This is a genomic window from Rhizobium sp. KNZ14-9A (assembly GCF_056755015.1).
Genome location: NZ_JBPGXB010000002.1, coordinates 3,933,402 through 3,951,006, shown reverse-complemented (window position 1 = coordinate 3,951,006; position 17,605 = coordinate 3,933,402). Strand labels below are relative to the sequence as shown.

The 17,605-nt window shown below is 58.7% G+C and carries 18 protein-coding genes, 1 tRNA gene and 1 pseudogene; 11 read left to right on the top strand and 9 right to left on the bottom strand.

The genetic code is table 11. The annotated features are described in order from the left end of the window. Nucleotides 1-49: 49 nt before the first annotated feature. From ACR9ZQ_RS26380 to ACR9ZQ_RS26370, 3 genes are all read right to left on the bottom strand, one after another. Nucleotides 50-1,075 (bottom strand): ABC transporter permease, encoded by a 1,026-nt coding sequence (locus tag ACR9ZQ_RS26380; protein WP_481429050.1) that lies wholly within the window; start codon nt 1,073-1,075, stop codon nt 50-52. Between the two features lie 34 nt (nt 1,076-1,109). Next, a complete protein-coding gene (locus tag ACR9ZQ_RS26375; protein ID WP_481429049.1) occupies nt 1,110-2,651 on the bottom strand; it encodes a sugar ABC transporter ATP-binding protein in 1,542 nt (513 codons plus the stop codon). Between the two features lie 69 nt (nt 2,652-2,720). Further along, nucleotides 2,721-3,650 (bottom strand): sugar ABC transporter substrate-binding protein, encoded by a 930-nt coding sequence (locus tag ACR9ZQ_RS26370; protein WP_310385441.1) that lies wholly within the window; start codon nt 3,648-3,650, stop codon nt 2,721-2,723. A 385-nt stretch (nt 3,651-4,035) separates the two neighbouring features. On the opposite strand from ACR9ZQ_RS26370, the gene ACR9ZQ_RS26365 reads away from it, so the two are divergent. Next, entirely contained in the window at nt 4,036-4,539 is a 504-nt protein-coding gene (locus ACR9ZQ_RS26365; protein WP_481429048.1) for a DUF1993 domain-containing protein, read from the top strand. A 7-nt stretch (nt 4,540-4,546) separates the two neighbouring features. Here the strand turns inward: ACR9ZQ_RS26365 and ACR9ZQ_RS26360 are convergent, their stop codons facing one another. Beyond that, the gene (locus ACR9ZQ_RS26360) at nt 4,547-6,091 is read right to left on the bottom strand and encodes an alkaline phosphatase family protein (RefSeq protein WP_481429047.1); all 1,545 of its coding nucleotides are present in this window, start codon (nt 6,089-6,091) and stop codon (nt 4,547-4,549) included. After that, nucleotides 6,069-7,052 (bottom strand): UDP-glucose 4-epimerase GalE, encoded by a 984-nt coding sequence (galE, locus tag ACR9ZQ_RS26355; protein ID WP_481429046.1) that lies wholly within the window; start codon nt 7,050-7,052, stop codon nt 6,069-6,071. The genes ACR9ZQ_RS26360 and galE overlap by 23 nt, the downstream gene beginning before the upstream one ends. A gap of 103 nt (nt 7,053-7,155) precedes the next feature. Here galE and ACR9ZQ_RS26350 point away from each other — a divergent pair, with 103 nt between their 5' ends. Next, nucleotides 7,156-7,356 (top strand): hypothetical protein, encoded by a 201-nt coding sequence (locus ACR9ZQ_RS26350; RefSeq protein ID WP_481429045.1) that lies wholly within the window; start codon nt 7,156-7,158, stop codon nt 7,354-7,356. Nucleotides 7,357-7,366: 10 nt separating this feature from the next. Further along, nucleotides 7,367-8,011, top strand: a complete 645-nt coding sequence (locus ACR9ZQ_RS26345; RefSeq protein WP_310385451.1) for a ThuA domain-containing protein — start codon at nt 7,367-7,369, stop codon at nt 8,009-8,011. 189 nt (nt 8,012-8,200) lie between these two features. Here ACR9ZQ_RS26345 and ACR9ZQ_RS26340 read toward each other — a convergent pair whose 3' ends face one another. Together ACR9ZQ_RS26340 and ACR9ZQ_RS26335 are read right to left on the bottom strand one after the other, a co-directional pair. Then, on the bottom strand, nt 8,201-8,458 hold the full coding sequence (locus tag ACR9ZQ_RS26340; RefSeq protein WP_481429044.1) for a DUF2934 domain-containing protein: 258 nt from the start codon (nt 8,456-8,458) through the stop codon (nt 8,201-8,203). Between the two features lie 177 nt (nt 8,459-8,635). Beyond that, nucleotides 8,636-10,165 carry an MFS transporter gene (locus tag ACR9ZQ_RS26335; protein ID WP_310385455.1) on the bottom strand — a complete coding sequence of 510 codons (1,530 nt, stop codon included), beginning with the start codon at nt 10,163-10,165 and terminating at the stop codon, nt 8,636-8,638. Nucleotides 10,166-10,328: 163 nt separating this feature from the next. On the opposite strand from ACR9ZQ_RS26335, the gene ACR9ZQ_RS26330 reads away from it, so the two are divergent. The 4 genes and pseudogenes from ACR9ZQ_RS26330 (at nt 10,329) to ACR9ZQ_RS26315 (ending at nt 14,109) form a co-directional block, all read left to right on the top strand. Then, the gene (locus ACR9ZQ_RS26330; protein ID WP_310385457.1) at nt 10,329-11,273 is read left to right on the top strand and encodes a LysR family transcriptional regulator; all 945 of its coding nucleotides are present in this window, start codon (nt 10,329-10,331) and stop codon (nt 11,271-11,273) included. A gap of 435 nt (nt 11,274-11,708) precedes the next feature. After that, nucleotides 11,709-11,918 (top strand): cold-shock protein, encoded by a 210-nt coding sequence (locus ACR9ZQ_RS26325; protein WP_007824862.1) that lies wholly within the window; start codon nt 11,709-11,711, stop codon nt 11,916-11,918. A 337-nt stretch (nt 11,919-12,255) separates the two neighbouring features. Beyond that, the gene (locus ACR9ZQ_RS26320; RefSeq protein WP_037072484.1) at nt 12,256-12,543 is read left to right on the top strand and encodes a hypothetical protein; all 288 of its coding nucleotides are present in this window, start codon (nt 12,256-12,258) and stop codon (nt 12,541-12,543) included. A gap of 376 nt (nt 12,544-12,919) precedes the next feature. After that, nucleotides 12,920-14,109, top strand: a pseudogene (locus ACR9ZQ_RS26315) (IS481 family transposase). Between the two features lie 44 nt (nt 14,110-14,153). On the opposite strand, the gene ACR9ZQ_RS26310 reads toward ACR9ZQ_RS26315, so the two are convergent. Continuing rightward, a tRNA-Ser gene (locus tag ACR9ZQ_RS26310) sits at nt 14,154-14,243 on the bottom strand. Nucleotides 14,244-14,547: 304 nt separating this feature from the next. Here ACR9ZQ_RS26310 and rplU point away from each other — a divergent pair. The 4 genes from rplU (at nt 14,548) to ACR9ZQ_RS26290 (ending at nt 16,535) form a co-directional block, all read left to right on the top strand. Further along, a complete protein-coding gene (gene rplU, locus ACR9ZQ_RS26305; RefSeq protein WP_088677425.1) occupies nt 14,548-14,865 on the top strand; it encodes a 50S ribosomal protein L21 in 318 nt (105 codons plus the stop codon). A gap of 34 nt (nt 14,866-14,899) precedes the next feature. Continuing rightward, on the top strand, nt 14,900-15,169 hold the full coding sequence (gene rpmA, locus ACR9ZQ_RS26300) for a 50S ribosomal protein L27 (RefSeq protein ID WP_007824841.1): 270 nt from the start codon (nt 14,900-14,902) through the stop codon (nt 15,167-15,169). 125 nt (nt 15,170-15,294) lie between these two features. After that, nucleotides 15,295-15,951 (top strand): GNAT family N-acetyltransferase, encoded by a 657-nt coding sequence (locus ACR9ZQ_RS26295; RefSeq protein WP_481429043.1) that lies wholly within the window; start codon nt 15,295-15,297, stop codon nt 15,949-15,951. Beyond that, nucleotides 15,948-16,535 carry a GNAT family N-acetyltransferase gene (locus tag ACR9ZQ_RS26290; protein WP_481429042.1) on the top strand — a complete coding sequence of 196 codons (588 nt, stop codon included), beginning with the start codon at nt 15,948-15,950 and terminating at the stop codon, nt 16,533-16,535. Before ACR9ZQ_RS26295 ends, ACR9ZQ_RS26290 begins: the two co-directional genes overlap by 4 nt. Before the next feature lie 138 nt (nt 16,536-16,673). Here the strand turns inward: ACR9ZQ_RS26290 and ACR9ZQ_RS26285 are convergent, their stop codons facing one another. Continuing rightward, nucleotides 16,674-17,540 carry an endonuclease/exonuclease/phosphatase family protein gene (locus ACR9ZQ_RS26285; RefSeq protein WP_481429041.1) on the bottom strand — a complete coding sequence of 289 codons (867 nt, stop codon included), beginning with the start codon at nt 17,538-17,540 and terminating at the stop codon, nt 16,674-16,676. Nucleotides 17,541-17,605: the final 65 nt, after the last annotated feature.

Here is a 17,605-nt window from a genome sequence, read left to right as displayed (position 1 = left end):
GCCATTCCCCATGAAACAATGAAGGGGGCCGAAGCCCCCTTTTTCCGGTTCAGTGCTTGGTCCGTTTCTTCTGCCTGTAGACGTCGATGACGACGGCCGCGATGATGATGACGCCCTTGACGATTTCCTGGTAATAGGCGTCGATCCTCAGAAAAGTGAAACCTGACGTCATGACGCCGAGGATCACGGTGCCGATGACGGTACCGGTGATACGCCCGACACCGCCGGTAAGCGAGGTGCCGCCGATGACGGTCGCAGCAATCGCGTCGAGTTCATATCCGACGCCCATGCTCGCCTGCGCGGTTTCCGCACGCGCCGCCGTGACGATACCGGCAAGACCGGCGAGCAGTCCCGCAATCACATAGACCTTGACGAGATGCGCTTCGATATTGATGCCGGAAACGCGCGCTGCCTGCGGGTTCGCGCCGATGGCATAGGTGAACTTTCCGTAGCGGGTGTAGCGCAGAGCAATGTGAAAGATCAGCGCGACGACGAGGAAAACGACGACCGGCCATGCCTTGGTTCCGATGAAATGGAACTGCTCGGTAATGCCCGAAACCGGCTGTCCCTTCGTATACCACTTCGCCACACCTCTGGCTGAAACGAACATGCCGAGCGTTGCGATGAACGGCGGTATCTTCGTATAGGCAATGAGCGCACCGTTTACGAGACCGGCGGCCGCCCCGATCAGCAGGCCGATCATGATCGGCACGAGAGCAGGCAAATCGGTCAGCGACGGGAAGACGGCTCGTCCCCAGGTGGAGGACTGAGCGAAGCTCGTTGCGATCATTGCCGTCATGCCGACGACCGAGCCCGACGAAAGATCGATGCCGCCTGTGATGATGACCTGGGTGACGCCGACGGCGATAATGCCGATGACGGAAACCTGCAGGATCATGATCGTCAGGCGCTGCGAGTTCAGAAGGAAGCTCTGGCCGATGAAGATCCAGCCGAGCACTTCATAGATAAGCGCAATGCCGACCAGCACAAGGAAGATGCTGAGCTCCGGCGGCATCCGTCGCCGCCTCGGCCGGGTTGCGAGCGGAGCCGTGCCCTCTGCTGCCTTGGTACTCATGTCAAACCTCCCTTGAGTGATCACAGGCGGCGCATTACTGCGCAGCCAGCTCCATCACCTTGATCTGCGTTGCTTCATCGCGATTGAGGAAACCGGTCACGCGTCCTTCATGCATGACCATGATGCGGTCGCTCATGCCGAGCACTTCGGGCATCTCGGACGATATCATGATGATCGCCACGCCGTTTCGCGCCATTTCGGTGACCAGCCGATGAATTTCCGCCTTGGCGCCGACATCGATGCCGCGCGTCGGCTCGTCGAGGATCAGGATCTTCGGATGGGTGAGCAACCAGCGCCCGATCAGCACTTTCTGTTGATTGCCGCCCGAAAGATTCTCGACGCGCTCGTAAAGATTGGGCGTTTTCACGCGTAGCCTTTTTGCCATGTCTTCGCAGGTCGCCTCGATCGCACCCTGCTGCACGAAGCCGCCCTTGACATATCTGTCCTGCAGGACGGCAATCTGCATGTTCTCCAGAATATCGAGGATCAGCAGACAACCGGTGTCTTTCCGATCCTCGGTCAGAAACGCCATCTGGTGACGGATGGCCTCGGTCGGCGAGGATATGGTCACCGGCTTGCCGAAGAGTTCGACCGAGCCGGAACTCGCCGGCGTTACTCCGAAAAGCGTTTCGGCGACGTTCGAGCGCCCGGAGCCGACAAGGCCGGCCACACCGAGAATCTCGCCGGCTCTCACCTCGAAGGAGACGTCGCGGAAGACCCTGTTGAGACAGAGATCCTTGACCGAGAGCACGACCTCGCCAATCGGCACCTCTTCCTTGGGGAACATCTGGGTGATCTCGCGCCCGACCATCATGCGGATGATGTCGTCGCGGGTGACCTCGGTCGAGGCATGCGTGCCGATATAGCGGCCGTCGCGGAAGACAGAGAATTCGTCGGCGATCTCGAAAAGCTCGTTCATCTTGTGGGTGATGTAGACGATGCCGATGCCTTGGGCCCTGAGATCGCGGATAATGCGGAAAAGATGCTCGACCTCGCGCTCCGTCAACGCCGAAGTCGGCTCGTCCATGATGAGGACGTCGGAATTGTAGGAAACCGCCTTGGCGATCTCGACCATCTGCCGGTTTGCGACCGAGAGATAGCGGACTTCGATATCAGGATCGATCGCGATATTGAGCCGGGCAAACAGCTCCTCGGTCATGCGATGCATCACGCCATGATCGACGAAACCGAAGCGGTTCTTGGGCTCGCGGCGAATCCAGATATTTTCCGCAACCGTCATGAACGGCATCAGGTTCAGTTCCTGATGGATCATGGCGATGCCGTTTTCCAGCGCATCGAGCGGAGATTTCAACCGGATTTCGACCCCTTTCAGGCGGATATCGCCTTTGTCAGGCGTGTAGATGCCGGCGAGGATCTTCATCAGCGTCGACTTGCCGGCGCCATTTTCCCCCATCAGCGCATGCACGGAGGCGCGCTTCAGCCGGAACTGCACATCGTCGAGCGCGACGACGCCTGGAAATTCCTTGCGAACACCCTCTGCACTCAAGAGATATTCCGCATTCGGAACTGCGCCGCTCGCGCGCACGGCGGCCATGGTTGACGGGCTGACGGCCATATCATCTCCTCCGGATACGGACAGGCTGAAAGGATGCGGGCAGAGCCCGCATCCTGCTTGGCGTTTGCCTCAGTTCTTGGTGACGAAGTCCTTGACGTTGGCAGGCGTGACGAGCTGGAAGGGGATGTAGACCTTCTTGTCGGCCTTTTCGCCCTTGGCAATCTTGAGTGCCGTATCGAGCGCGCCCTTGCCCTGGCCGGCGGCATCCTGGAACACGGTGACGTCGAGGTCACCCGCCTGCATTGCAGCAAGCGCGTCCTGCGTCGCGTCAACGCCGCCGACGACGACCTTGCTCATATCCTTGCCGGCTGCCTTCAGCGCCTGGATGGCGCCGATCGCCATTTCATCGTTGTTGGAGATCACGGCGTCGAACTCTATGCCGCTGGAGAGCCAGTTGGTCATCAGGTCGGCGCCCTGGGTACGATCCCAGTTAGCCGTCTGCTCTTCCACGATCTCCAGTCCCTTGCATTCGTCCGTCTTGATGACGTCATGAACGTCCTGGGTCCGCATGCGCGCAGCCTGGTTGGAGAGTTCGCCCATGATGACGACGGCCTTGCCCTTGCCGCCGAGAATACGGCAGATTTCCTTGGTTTCCAGCGTGCCGGATTCCTGCTCGTTGGAAGCCACGAAAGCCTGCTTGTCCGGCAGCGTATCGACGTTGACCGGCTGGCGGTTGACGTAAACCAGCGGAATGCCTGCATCAGCCGCAAGCTTCGACATCGCCGTCGTCGCATCGGTATCGACAGGGTTGACGATGATCGCATCGACCTTGGAGGCGATGAAATTCTGGATCTGGCTCTGTTGCTTGGAAACGTCGTTCTGCGCGTCTTCAACCTGCAGCGTGACCCCACTAAGCGTCTTTGCATAATCGGTCATGCCGTTGCGCAGAACGGTCAGGAAGTTGTCGTCGAATTTGGCCATCGAAACGCCGACGGTTTCCGCGTGTGCGGCCGTCGACAGGACGAGCGCCATCGCAGTTCCCAGGATGAATTTTTTCATTGCATTTCCTCCACAAAGCGGTGCCCGGCTGCACCCTCCTCACGCCGGGGCCCCAGACATCCGTCTGCAGACCTCAATCCCACGCCGCCTCTCCCGTGGCGGCTCCGTCAAAACGGAACAAACAAACCGTAAAATTTGTTTCGCGGAATATTCATTCCATTTTATCGAAACGACGTCAAGCCTCTTTGCCGATTTCGGCTTACGTTGCCGAATAGGCGTGCCTGCTGTGGCGAATTCTGCGTAATCGGCCTGTTGCAATCCGGCCATGATGGGCAGGGAACCGTCACAGGCGCTTATTGCGAAAGCCGTAGAGATCCCCATCTAGTCGGAGCCCCGAACAGCCTGCGCACACCGGCTGTTTTTTAAAGATTTTGGAGACAGGACAATGTCCATTTCGATGTATCGCCTGACCGTGCCTATGTTCCAGCGCGGCATTGCCAGCCTGAAGACCTATCTCGACAAGGCGGAAGCCTATGCCGAGGAAAAGAAGATCGACCCGACCATCCTCGTAAACGCTCGCCTCGCCCCGGATATGCTGCCGCTTTCCGGCCAGTACCAGCGCGCCAGCGATAGCGCCAAGTTCGCGCTCGCCCGCCTGACGGCGACTGACGCGCCTAAATTCGAGGACAATGAAGCGACGATCGCCGACCTGCGCGAACGTATGGCAAAGACCGAAGCTTTCCTTGCGAGCTTCACTGCCGAAGCTCTTGATGGCAGCGATGTGAGAGAGATCACCGTGCCGGGCCGCAATGGCTCCGTCGTTCCCGGCATCGAATATGTCGCCCTCTTCGCGCTGCCGAACTTCTATTTTCACGTGACGACGGCACACGCCATCCTGCGCAACCAGGGTGCACCGGTCGGCAAGCGGGATTTCCTCGGAAACTTCTGATGTTCAATCAGGGCCGGTACATTACCGGCCCTTTTTCAGTCAGTTCGGTATAGGCAAGCGTCTGATCCAGATGCCGTGCCCTGAGCGACAGCAGCCGTTCGGCATAGTTGAGCCGCACCGAGGCATAGGCCGGATCATCGGCAAGATTGCGCAGCTCCATCGGATCGTTGACGAGATCGAAGAGCAGCGCCGGCAATGCGGTGAAATGCACGTATTTGAATTGCTCGTCGCGGATGACGGCAAGATTCAGCTCGTTCGACCGAAGGCCGAAATGCCGCTCCGCCTCGCCATGGGCGATATCCCGAAAATCGAATTCCCAGAAAGCCGCATCCCGCCAGCCCTGCGCCATGCCGCCATCGAGGAAAGGCGCAAGCGAGCGCCCGTCGATGCCATTGGCAGGCCTGATACCGAGCCGATCGCAGATCGTAGGGAACACATCGGCAGCACTGGTGAAATTCTCGACGATACCGCCGGCGGAAGCCGCGCCAGGATAGCGGATGACGAGCGGAATATGATAGCTACCGTCGAAATAGCCGCCTTTGCCGAGAGTCCAGTGATCACCCGCCATCTCGGCATGATCGGACGTGAAGACGACGATCGTGTTGTCCCACTCGCCGACGTCCTTCAGCGCTTGCCAGATACGCCCGAGCTGGTCGTCTACCTCGGCAATCATCCCGTAGTAGATCGACCTGATGGCGTCGAAGTCGGCAGCGCTCAAATCGCTGAGCGGCCCTTCTGCCCCATGGATGAAACTGCCCTTGCCGGCACGCGGCATGACATAGGCGAGATAGGGATGGCCTTGCCGTTCAGTTTCGCGGCCTATCGCACGTGCAAAGGCCGGACCTTCGCCTGGCTTGAACATGCGGTTGAATGGCTCCGGCACAGAGAAGGGTGGATGCGGCCGCAGGAAGGAAATATGCGCGAACCACGGCGTATCCTGCTCGCCCATCCAGCGGATGAATTCCCCGGTCAGGAAAGCGGTCTGCGTCTCGTCGCGTGAATAGGCTGGCGCCGCATTCGAGATTTCCCCTGTTGCAGTGCCGACCGGAATATGGATATCACGGCTGGCGGCATCCGCCCGGCCGCGCGAGCGCAGCCAGGAGAGCCATTGCCTCTCATGCTCCGGCAGAAGCTGGCGAACAGTGAAACCGGGCAGCACACCTTCATAGGTCGTCAGATGCGGATCATTGGCATCCATATCGCGCGGATCGGGCGCCGTGTCTGTGTAGCCAAACAGCGTCGGATCGTAACCCGCCCGTCTTGCCGCCAGCGCCAGATTGTCGAACCGCCGGTCGAGCGGCGAGCCGTTCCGGCAGACCCGGTGGTTCATCTGGTAGAGGCCGGTATAAAGTGTGGCGCGCGCCGGCGAACAGGGAGCAGCACCGGCATAATGGCGCCGGAAAAGCGTTCCCTCCTTCGCCAGGGCATCGACATTCGGCGTCCTGACGCAAGCGTGCCCCACAGCCGAGAGACAATCGCCGCGCCATTGATCCGCAGTGATGACGAGAACGTTGGGCCGCGACCCGCGTTCAGTAATGATTTGATCTCGCATGCCAGTTCCAGGCCGACTGAATGATCTGCGAGAGATCATACTGCGGCACCCAGCCGAGCACGTCTCGCGCTTTGTCGTTATTGGCGACCAGCGTATGCGAATCGCCTTCACGACGACCGATATATTCGACCGGGAAGGGCTTGTTGGAGACATCCTCGATGGCGCCGAGCAATTCCTTCACAGTGGTACCGGTGCCCGTGCCGAGATTGAGCGCAACGGATTCGCCGCCATCCAGCAGATACTGGACGGCACGCACATGCGCGTCGGCAAGATCGAGAACATGGATATAGTCGCGCACGCAGGTGCCGTCGCGTGTCTCGTAATCGCTGCCGAAAACCTTGAAGCCCTGGCGACGGCCCAGCGCCGCATCGATCGCCAGCGGGATCGCATGCGTTTCCGGCTGGTGCCATTCGCCGATCCGGCCTTCGAAATCGGCACCGGCGGCATTGAAATAGCGCAGCACGACGGAGCGAAGGCTCTTGTACTGGTCGTAATCGGCAAGCGCCTGCTCGACGATATATTTGGTGCGGCCATAGGGATTGATCGGCACCTGACGGTGCGTCTCATCGAGCGGCACGCTCTGCGGCAGACCATAGGTCGCGCAGGTGGAGGAGAAGACGAAAGCATTGATGCCGGTGGCCTGCGCTGCCGACAGCAGCGTCAGCGTGCCGATGACGTTGTTCTCATAGAAGGAGACCGGATCCTTGACCGATTCGCCGACTTCGATCAGCGCCGCGAAATGCAGGATCGCCGACGGCTTGTGCTTTGCCAGCACCTCATCGAGCCGGGCGCGATCGCGAATATCACCCTCTTCCGCCGGTCCCCATTTGACGAATTCGCGATGGCCGTTGGAAAAATTATCGAAGACGACGGGCTTGTAACCCTTATTCGCCAAATCGAGACACGTATGCGAGCCAATATACCCAGCGCCGCCGACGACGAGTACCGTTTCACCTGCCATACATCTCACCTTTTGCAAGCCACAGATGCGCGGACCTTAGCCAAGTTACACGTCAGGAAAAAGTTATCTCGGTTACATATCTGCAAAAATAAGAAGATTAGAGATGGCTTTCATACGGAAATGCGCCTTTCGGCGGAGCGATTGGCTTGCCGGCCACATGGAAACCGGCTGCGTCCCGAGTGTGCCGACAGCGGCTTTCGCATCGGAGACATTCGTTATATCGGTCGAAGAGATCGGGCGACATCTGGCCGACGAACCGTTGCGCTATAATGTTGCCGTCGAAAGCCTGCTTATTCAGGCCTAGAGGAGGAAATATGAAAAAGGCGATCATCGTCTGGGGCGGCTGGCTGGGCCACGAGCCGGAGCCCTGCGCCAATATCGTCGGCGAATTGCTGCGTGAAGATGGCTTTGCAGTCGAAATCACCAATGATCTCGGCATATTCGGCTCGCAGCTTCTCGCCAGGGCCGATCTGCTGGTGCCGATCATTACCGGCGAGAAGCTGGAAAAGCCGCATGCGGATGCCCTGGTCGAAGCCGTTCGCGGTGGCCTCGGCCTCGGCGGCCATCACGGCTGCCTTGCCACCTCCTTCAAGGAAAGTGCCCCCTTCCGCTACGTCTCCGGCGTCACCTGGGTTGCCCATCCCGGCAATGTCATTGACTTCCGGGTTGCCGTAACGCGGCAGGACGATCCGTTAATGGAGGGCATTCCAGACTTCGACTACCGCTCGGAGCAGTATTATCTGCACTATGATCCCTCGGTCGAAATCCTCGCTACCACGACCTTCACCGGCCAGTACGATCCTGCCGCGCGCAATATCGCGATGCCCGTCGTCTTCAAGCGACATTTCGGCGAGGGCCGCATCTTCTATTCCGCACTTGGCCATGTCGCCGCTGAATTCAGTCACCCCTACATGCCCCTCATTCTCCGGCGCGGTCTCAGTTGGGCCGCTCGCCAGTAGTCGGAGGCAGGACCGGAATGAACTGCGATGCTTGGCCGGCAGCTTCGATGAATATATAGAGCGGAGGAACGTTCACATCATGTTTGCGAACAAGCCGGCCCTGACAACGAAAAGGCCGCCGGCCGGGCGGCCTGCGGCCTTTAGCATTCAGTATATAAAGCGCCTCTGCGACGCCGGCCTCAGCTCAGCCTAGCGGCCGGCCGCCTTGCGCCGGCTGCTCTCACTATCCTGTGCCTCAGCCTCATCATAAGCCCGCAGCAGGCGCCCGGCTGCCTTCAGCTTTTCGATGAGATCGCTCCCATCGGCAGAAGCCTTGGTAGCTTCGAGCTGTTCGAATTCCCTGAGCGCCTGTGCCCAGTGGCTCTCGCCCCGACCATGCGGCCGGCCTTCCTCTTCCCAGATGGCATATGCCCGCTGGCTGACCCAATCATCCCGATTACGACTCATTGAAAAACCCCAGCCAATAAATACGCACACGCAATGCCAATGAGAATAAAAGTGCCAGCCGGGACTTTAGGAGTCGTTACTGCGGGATGTAATTTTGCAGGATAAATTGCTTCGAAAAGAGTAGTTTTTCAGTAGCTATAGTTAAAAGGGCGGAAACGTTCATCCGCCCTCATATATTCACACAGCGATAGACTCTTCAGCCGCCTCCCCGGCTTCGCCGGTAACTCGTCCCATGAAGGTGAAAATGACGATTGCCGTCAGAATGGTAATGCCGGTCAGAAGCCACAGAAGCAGGCCGAAGGCACTATTATAGGCACGGATGAGTTCCAGTTCTCCCATGCCGGAAAGAGCCTGGCCCGCACCGTTGAGATCCCCCGTCACCAGTCGCTGTGCCGCCACTGTCGCTTCATGGCTTGTTCCAAGATAGGACTGCGTCAGTGCGGAGAGGACCGCACTCACGATAGCGAGCGCCACCCCTTCGCCGGCAACGCGGGTCGTACTGAAGATCCCGGTTGCCATGCCGGCACGCTCCTTCGGCACGACACTGACGGCAAGTCCGTCCATGAGACCCCAGGGCAGGCTGATGCCGATACCGATCGTCAGCAGCGGTGCGATCAGCGCCACATGGTCCGAACCGACGGGAATATGCGCGAGCCAGAAGAGACCGGCAGCCGAAATGACGAGACCGACGCTGCAGATCGTTGCTGCCGGCAACCACCGGGTCAGCAGCCCGGCCGCGATCGGCAGGATGAGAAGCGGACCGGAAAGCGCGATCATCATCTGTCCGGCGGCGACCGCGCTCAAACGCTCGACACCGACGAAGCGCACCGGCAGCAGGATCAGCAGGACGACGAAAGCATAAGCGGGAGCAGCCGCCAGAAGCTGCACACCGACAAAGCGAGGGTAGCGGAAAAGCGTCAGATCAAGCATCGGCCGCTTTACGAGATGCTCAATGAAGCAGAAGAGGGCCATCAGCAGCGCCGAGCCAAGAATGAGCCCAAGCGTGAGAGCATCGCCCCAGCCGCTTTCCGGCACCCGCAGCACGCCATAAGTAAAGAGCGACAGGGCGAGCGTGAAGCTGATAGCGCCCGGCCAGTCGAGCCCCCTTGCCTCGGGGTCGCGGGTTTCCGTCAGGAATACCGCCCCGAAAACGAAAGCGATGATAGCGAGGCCAACCACGAGTGCGAAAATCGCTCGCCACCCGAAGGCCTCGATCATCATGCCCGACGCCATCGGTCCGAACGCCAGGCCAATACCGAAACTTGCACCGACGAGACTGAAGGCGCGCATGCGTTCCTTTCCGTCAAACTCCTGTGCCAGCGATGCCATTCCGCCGGAAAAGGCCGCGGCCGAGCCGAAACCCTGAAGCGCGCGAAGGCTGTCGAACCAGATAATGTCAGGCGAAAAAGCAAGCCCGCCGGCAAACAGGATGAAGGCGGCAAGGCCACACAGGAAGATGCGTTTGCGGCCATAGCTGTCTGCCAGCGCGCCGGCCGCCATCAATGTGCTGCCGAATGTCAGCATGAAGGCATTGGTGACCCAATTATGGGCAATAGGGCTGCCGCCAAGTTCGGTACTGATCGCCGGCAGGGCCACCGCGGGACCAGTGAATGTGAGCGGCATAGCCGCGGCCGCAGAGCAGACGGCGATCAAGACGAAGATTTTCTCCGCGATACTTGTAGGTTTGGACTTGTGGGGAACAGTCATCTGATATCCGCTGGTTCGAGGGTGGGACGCGCTTGGGAGGGGCGCGGGGCGCTGAAACGCCTGGACTTCGATTGCGAAAAGCAGCATAAATTGAGGATAATTCTTCGATAACCTATGGTTTGTTCCGCGTATAAAGGAAGAAACCGCTCGAATGGACCTGCATATGGACCAACCTCTGGGTGGCCTCACGGCATTTGTCAGAACGGCGGATCTCGGAAGTTTCGTCGCCGCCGGGCGTGCTCTCGGCCTTTCCGCCTCCGCTGTCGGCAAGGCTGTGACCGCGCTTGAACAACAGCTCGGCGTCCGCCTGTTCCAGCGCTCGACACGAAGCTTGCGGCTGACGGAAGAAGGCCGCCTGTTCCACGAGCGTTGCCGGCGTATCCTTGATGACCTGGAAGACGCCCAGGCCTCGCTCGCTCAGGCTGTCGCGACCCCTCGGGGACGGCTGCGCGTCAGCGTGCCGCTTGTCAGCTACCATCTGATCCTGCCGATCCTGCCGGAATTTGTGAACCTCTACCCGGAGGTCGAACTGGATCTCGACTTCAACGACCGGATTGTCGACCTGATCGAAGAAGGCGTCGATGTTGCAATCCGCAGTGGAACCTTGCCCGATTCAAGACTGATGTCGCGTGCGCTGCGCCCGTTTCAACTCTTGCTATGCGCCGCGCCTGCCTATCTGGAAAAACACGGAACACCCGATTGCCCTCGTGATCTCGAAGGCCATCGGAGCGTCCGGTTCCGATTTCCCAATTCCGGAAAGCTGCAGCCCTGGCCGCTCAGCCTCACAGCGGACCATCCGGAAATCAGAACCCGTACCGTTCTGACCTGCAACAACATGGAGGCGCTACGCGGCGCTACCGTCAGCGGCATGGGGATCGGCTGCATGCCGGATTTCCTCGCGCGCGACCCGCTAGCCGACGGCAGGCTACGCACCGTGCTGGACGCCCATATAGACGCCCCTGCCCAGTTCCATCTCCTCTGGCCATCCAACCGGCACCTCTCGCCCAAGGTCCGCGTCCTCGTCGATTTCCTCAGCGAAAAACTATTCTCAGACCGCTGTGAGATTCGCATGGAAGAAGAGCGACGATCACAGCCCTTGAAGCCCTGAAAATTGCACCACTGCAGATGATTGCATCGGAGAAGGCTGCGGGCCGGCATTGATTCCGATCGAGGCGAAAAACGCCATCGTCAACGAGACCTTTGGGGAATGCGCAGACGACGTCACCGAAACAATGAAGCCACAGTTCGGAAACGCAAAGCATGTCGCGCACCCGCGAACGCAAAATCGATACCCGGAGCCTATTACAGTGTGATTCAGATCAACGACGCAGAAATACATCCCTTAGTAGCAAATCCCAAACTTTGAGGAACAAAGGTTGACGCGATAACCCATTATGGATATAGAACGCCATCGATACTTTGTTTGCCGTTATTTGCTTTTGCTGCGCTTTGCGCTTCTTGATCAACTTTCCCTCTCAAAAGTCGAAACAACCGCCGTGCGTCGCCCGGCGGCAGATTAATCGTTGCTATGAAAGGGTTTGTTATGACCACCGGCACAGTTAAATGGTTCAACGCCACCAAGGGCTTCGGCTTCATTCAGCCTGACGACGGCAGTGCGGACGTCTTCGTTCACATCTCCGCAGTCGAGCGCGCCGGCATGGGCTCGATCGTCGAAGGTCAGAAGCTTGGCTATCAACTTGAGCAGGACCAAAGGTCCGGCAAAATGTCCGCAGGCCAGCTTCAGGCCGCTTAAGGCTTAACTCCCCATGACCACGGATGTACTGGCATGGTGATGAAGGCATAGAAGGCCAGGCGGATGTCTGGCCTTTTTCGTTGGGTATTGAACTGCCACCGATCCGCAATCTGCCCATGCCGAAGAGCTGCTACCGCCGGCTTTCAACCGTATCGGGTCGAAATCGCAGATGCCGGTCGCAAACCCGCTGCCAGGCCTGCCATGTCCGTGCTGCGCGCGGCGATAAAAGGCGACTGCAGAGAATGTCACAGACCCGCATTTCAAAACGATTACACCATTCAAGGACCGAACTTTGACTACAACCGAAAAAAGCACCAAAGACACCGCGCCGGCGCCACTGGTCTCGCTGACGCCGACCCAGATCAGGGGTTTAAAGCTCGCCAAGGACGGTGACCTGTTTGCCCAGGACGGCAACAAATGGACCCATCTGAACGCCACCGTCACCTATGCCAGGACCGACCGTTTCAAGGAGCGGCCGATCAAGGTGAAATTCCTGACAACGACCACGTTGAACGAATTGCGAGACTACGGCTTTCTGCAGAGCCTGGACGCAGATGCGACCCCGGAAACCTCCGCGCAGGGCATTACCATGGCAGGCAAAATGTGGCTCCTGAAGAATAAATGATCGCTGGGTAGAACGGATATTGTGAGCGCTGGAGGTTTGATCTGTGACATCGGCAGGTTTCGCATGCTGTTTCGACGCGGCCGACCTCAGGCTGAAACAAGCATTGTGAAAAGCCTTTAGTTATCAGCGACATAGTGGCGCCACATCACCGCCCGTTAAAGCACTGACTCGTAAGCATATCCCACTAGCCGATCACGTTCTGCGAACTGAAATCGACCTTATTGGCAGAATTGAGATCAGGGTAAGCAACAGGTATCACGCCGTCCGCGCTGAAAAAGCATTTTTCATAAGGGTTATGAATGCCCGACCCGAGAGATAGGTGACGTTTCGTACCGGAGACATGGGTAACACTTTTCGCTTTTTGCGGGAGGTGTTGATGCTGTGGAGAGAGACTTCGGTGATGGAGGAACGTCTTCGATTTGTCGCCCGGCTGCTTGAGGGCGAAGGCATGAGCGATGTGTGCCGGGAGTTCGGCATCTCGCGCAAGACCGGCTACAAGATCTTCAACCGCTACAAGGACGACGGCCTGGAGGCGCTGACGGATCGATCCCGACGGCCGGTGCGTTACGCCAACCAGTTGCCCGATCCGGTGGAGGCAATGATTGTTCACCTCAAAAAGGAGAAGCCTCACTGGGGTGCCAGGAAGATCAGGGAGTTGCTCGTTAAACGGCTCGCTGGCGATGTGCGCATTCCAGCAAAGAGCACGGTGCACGCTGTGCTTGATCGACACGGCCTTGTGAGCCAGGCCCGCAAGAGGAACCGGGCTAACAAGGCCGTTGGCACGCAGCTTTCGGAAGCCCTTGAGCCCAATGATCTGTGGTGCGCCGACTTCAAAGGCGAATTCAAGCTTGGTAACGGCCGCTACTGTTACCCCTTGACGATCACAGACAGGCCTCACGCTATCTTCTTTGCTGCGAAGCCTTCGAATCGACGCGCGAACAGGGCGTCTTTGAAGCGTTCCGCAGGATCTTTACCGAACACGGCCTGCCTGCAGCCATTCGTTCCGACAATGGCCTTCCTTTCGCAAGCCCGAATGGCCTCTATAATCTATCGAAGCTGTCCGTTTGGTGGCTGCGATTGGGGATCGGCCTCGAACGCATTAGGCCTGGTCATCCGCAACAGAACGGACGCCATGAGCGCATGCATCTGACGCTGAAGAAGGAGGCGACGAGGCCACCTGGCAGGAACACTCTGCAGCAGCAGGCCCGCTTTGATGCATTCGTCAGCGAATTCAATGAGGAGCGGCCGCACGAAGCGTTGGACATGAAGGTGCCGGCAGATCTCTTTGTCGCATCGTCACGCCCCTATCGGGGCCTGCCGGAGATCGACTATCCCTTCCACGACAGGGAGGCGCTCGTCACCAATTGCGGCCGCCTCTGCATCTATCGCAAGAAGATCAACATCTCCACCGTACCGGCCGGACAGAAGCTTGGAATCAAGGAAGTTGATGACGGCATTTGGCTCGTCAGCTTCATGCACTATGATCTGGGATATATCGACCTGGAACAGAGGACTTTGCAAACCATCGACAACCCGTTCGGCACGAGGTTGTCACCCATGTGTTAGGTACGTTCTGTTACCTATGTCTTCGGTATGGACAAAAAAGGACGTGGCGGAGAGGGTGGGATTTGAACCCACGATACCCTTGCAGGTATGCCGCATTTCGAGTGCGGTGCATTCGACCACTCTGCCACCTCTCCGCGGTCTCGGTCGGCGCTTGTTCGGCGCGGGCGTTCTCATAACGAGCAAATGACAGACTGGCAAGCCGAAATCTCAAGCTTTTCCATCCTTTTGCCTTGACACCTTTTTGTCACTCGCGTATCCCGCTTTCGCAATAGGAGTGGAGTAATCCGCCCCTTGCCCGCCTCGCGCTTGCGCGGGGTTTCACCGGCAGACCAGAGTTCCGGGCTAGTCCCCTGAAATCCCTGCTTAACTTCGACTGATAAGAAGACAGCCACCTGCGTATTGCGGGGAGAGCTGGATCGAACATGAAAGGATAAAATAATGTTCGCAGTCATCAAGACCGGCGGTAAGCAGTACCGTGTGGCAGCCAACGACGTGCTGACCATCGAGAAGCTTGAAGCCACCGCTGGCGACTCCATTGAATTCACCGAAGTCCTCGTGATCGGCGAAGGCGCCGACGCAGCGATCGGTGCGCCCTTCGTAGCCGGCGCCTCCGTCAAGGCGGAAGTCGTCGACCAGACCCGCGGCAAGAAGGTTATCGCCTTCAAGAAGCGCCGTCGTCAGAATTCGAAGCGTTCGCGCGGCCATCGCCAGCATCACACGGTTGTCCGTATCACGGACATCGTGGCTGCCAAGTAAGATCAACGGGTTTCAGGTTTAAAGGAGAACTCCAATGGCACATAAAAAAGCTGGCGGTTCCTCGCGTAACGGTCGCGATTCCGATTCCAAGCGCCTCGGCGTGAAGAAGTTCGGCGGCGAGAACGTCGTAGCCGGCAACATCATCGTTCGCCAGCGCGGTACGCAGTGGCATCCGGGCGCCAATGTCGGCCTCGGCAAGGATCATACTATTTTTGCGCTTACGGCTGGCAATGTGGACTACCGAACGAAGGCCAATGGTCGCGTGTACGTGTCTGTAATGCCGAAAGCGGAAGCAGCGGAATAAGCCGGTAGCGCTCAAAAACAGCCGGCGTCTCATCGACCCGGCTGACCGTACCAGGTTCAGTCCAGAAAACAGGGGAGATGGGGCGCCATCTCCCCTTTTTCTTTGTCCAAACAGGAGGACTGAACATGCAAGGCGAATTGATAAGGGTCGACCAATCACGGTCAACCCGGGAAGACCAGCGGTCTTCCACGGAATGGCTGAGGCCGGAGCGGTTAAGGACCGATTGCCCTGTCTTGTTATCGGAAAGGCTCGTCATGCGCGCGCCCCACGAAGAAGACATTGACGCCCTTGCCCATCTCGCCAACAACGCCAAAGTCGCCACCATGGTATCGCGTATGCCGCACCCCTATACCGCCAATGATGCCGCCGACTTTGTTTGGCGTACGCGAAATGGCGAGATTGGCAAGTGCGTCTATGCCATCACCAAGGCCGAGAATGGCGCCTTCATGGGTTGCTGCGGAATAGAGCCGCATACCGACGAGAAGACCGTCGAAATCGGCTACTGGCTGGGCGAACCCTATTGGAACCAGGGTTATATGACCGAGGCCTGCCATGCCCTCGTCGACATGGTGTTCAGGACGCGGCAGCAGGTCGAGCAGATCGATGCCCGCTGCCGGGTTATGAACGTCGCTTCGCGCCGCGTCATCCAGAAGTGCGGCTTCCAGTTCCAGGGATCCGGCCTTGCCGCATCGCTGGCACTCGGCAGCAACGTGCCGGTCGAATGGTACCGGCTCGACCGCAAGACCTGGATGTCGCTCAGAAGCTGGGGTGCAATCTCATGAACGCCGCACCCCTACAAAGACCCGGGACCAAGCCCATGATGCCCGGCCCCGCGCCGCTCATATCAACGGCTAGGCTGACGCTTCGTCCCCATAGGCTGAGTGACGCTTCGGCGATTGCGGAATCACTTTCCGATTTCGCAGTCACCCGCATGCTGGCCCGCGTTCCCGCCCCTTACGACCGGCAGGATGCGCTGGACTGGCTGATTCCGGTCATATCGGGCGTCATGCCGGATTGGGCGCTGGCAATAACAGGCAATGACGACGTCCACATCGGCAATGTGTCGATAGAACTTCGTCACGGCCGCTGGCACCTCGGTTACTGGCTGAACCGCTACTACTGGCAGCGCGGCTATATGAGCGAGGCGGCGGAAGCCGTGCTGGAGCGTTTCTCGCAGCGCATGCCTGACGTTCCGGTTCATTCGGGCGTCTTTGCCGACAATCCTGCATCGTTCCGGCTGCAGGAGAAGCTCGGTTTCCGGATGACCGGCTGCAGCGAAATCTACTCTTTCGCCCGCAACACCATGGTCGCCCATATCGAAACCGTGCTGCAGCCAGGCGGTCTGCAGCAGAAAAAGGTCGCCTGACATCGGAAGGACGCCGCTCTGATGCATGTCGCGCAAAAGTGTGCAGCGGTTTTGCGATAACGACATGCGCGAAACAAAGACATTAAAGCGAGGTGAGCGATCTGAAAGATCGCGGCACGCTTTAAGGGCGGCGTCCTTTCAATCGCCGATTTCGACCCGCAGGGGAAAATGATCGGAACCGAGGGAATTCGTATCAGTGACAGCGGATTTCAACCGGTCCTTAAGGCCGCAACTGACGAAACAGTAATCGATATGCATGCGCTTGCCGTGATCTTCCGGATCCATCCAGCTGTAGCTGCCAGGCCCATACGCGCCAAGCGCTGCAAAGGCATCGATCGGCGTGCCGATCCGCGCCGTGCGGCCGTAAAATCCGTCAAAAGCGCCGGCGAAGGTACAGTATTCCGGCGATTCCGGCTCCATATTGAAATCGCCCATAATAACGTAATCCTCCGGCAGCGGCGGCTCGGGAAGCCCGAATTCGCAGGCTCCGGTCAGCGACGCACCCTCCTGAGTGAACGCATTGATGCGGTCGCCGAGATGGTGGAGCTGCGCAATGCGCTCGTCGATGGAAACGTGGTCGAGATGGACGGAATAGACGCGGACAGCACCATCAGGGATGGCAATAACGGCTTCCGTCGCGCCGCGCTGCAAATTGATCTTGTCGACCGTGCGGCTGCGCGGCAGAAGCAGCGTTCGCGTCGACAGGATGGGCCAGCGCGACAGAACCATATTGCCGAACTGGAAACGGGTGCCGCGCGGCGGGGAAACCTGGCCTTCCGGCGCCTCGACATGTATGTCGCAGGCCGGTCCATAGACCCAGAAATGGTCGGGAAACAAGGCCGCAATGATATCAGGCATGTCGGCATAATCGTTCCGAACGAAACCTCTCGTCACCTCCTGCAGGGCGATGACATCAGCGCCTTCGAGACTTTGGGCGATGCGTTCCAGATCGTATCTGCCATCGAGACCGAAGCCGTACTGTATGTTATAGCTCGCAAAAATCACGATATTCTTTGACCTCCGCCTGAACCGCCTATATCGAATGGGCCAAGAGGGGTCGCCCAAACGCA

What these genes read in the sequence shown, in the direction of transcription:
- ACR9ZQ_RS26380 (WP_481429050.1), bottom strand. Translation starts at nt 1,075, where the DNA reads ATGAGTACCAAGGCAGCAGAGGGCACGGCTCCGCTCGCAACCCGGCCG.
- ACR9ZQ_RS26375 (WP_481429049.1), bottom strand. Translation starts at nt 2,651, where the DNA reads ATGGCCGTCAGCCCGTCAACCATGGCCGCCGTGCGCGCGAGCGGCGCA.
- ACR9ZQ_RS26370 (WP_310385441.1), bottom strand. Translation starts at nt 3,650, where the DNA reads ATGAAAAAATTCATCCTGGGAACTGCGATGGCGCTCGTCCTGTCGACG.
- ACR9ZQ_RS26365 (WP_481429048.1), top strand. Translation starts at nt 4,036, where the DNA reads ATGTCCATTTCGATGTATCGCCTGACCGTGCCTATGTTCCAGCGCGGC.
- ACR9ZQ_RS26360 (WP_481429047.1), bottom strand. Translation starts at nt 6,091, where the DNA reads ATGCGAGATCAAATCATTACTGAACGCGGGTCGCGGCCCAACGTTCTC.
- galE (WP_481429046.1), bottom strand. Translation starts at nt 7,052, where the DNA reads ATGGCAGGTGAAACGGTACTCGTCGTCGGCGGCGCTGGGTATATTGGC.
- ACR9ZQ_RS26350 (WP_481429045.1), top strand. Translation starts at nt 7,156, where the DNA reads ATGGCTTTCATACGGAAATGCGCCTTTCGGCGGAGCGATTGGCTTGCC.
- ACR9ZQ_RS26345 (WP_310385451.1), top strand. Translation starts at nt 7,367, where the DNA reads ATGAAAAAGGCGATCATCGTCTGGGGCGGCTGGCTGGGCCACGAGCCG.
- ACR9ZQ_RS26340 (WP_481429044.1), bottom strand. Translation starts at nt 8,458, where the DNA reads ATGAGTCGTAATCGGGATGATTGGGTCAGCCAGCGGGCATATGCCATC.
- ACR9ZQ_RS26335 (WP_310385455.1), bottom strand. Translation starts at nt 10,165, where the DNA reads ATGACTGTTCCCCACAAGTCCAAACCTACAAGTATCGCGGAGAAAATC.
- ACR9ZQ_RS26330 (WP_310385457.1), top strand. Translation starts at nt 10,329, where the DNA reads ATGGACCAACCTCTGGGTGGCCTCACGGCATTTGTCAGAACGGCGGAT.
- ACR9ZQ_RS26325 (WP_007824862.1), top strand. Translation starts at nt 11,709, where the DNA reads ATGACCACCGGCACAGTTAAATGGTTCAACGCCACCAAGGGCTTCGGC.
- rplU (WP_088677425.1), top strand. Translation starts at nt 14,548, where the DNA reads ATGTTCGCAGTCATCAAGACCGGCGGTAAGCAGTACCGTGTGGCAGCC.
- rpmA (WP_007824841.1), top strand. Translation starts at nt 14,900, where the DNA reads ATGGCACATAAAAAAGCTGGCGGTTCCTCGCGTAACGGTCGCGATTCC.
- ACR9ZQ_RS26295 (WP_481429043.1), top strand. Translation starts at nt 15,295, where the DNA reads ATGCAAGGCGAATTGATAAGGGTCGACCAATCACGGTCAACCCGGGAA.
- ACR9ZQ_RS26290 (WP_481429042.1), top strand. Translation starts at nt 15,948, where the DNA reads ATGAACGCCGCACCCCTACAAAGACCCGGGACCAAGCCCATGATGCCC.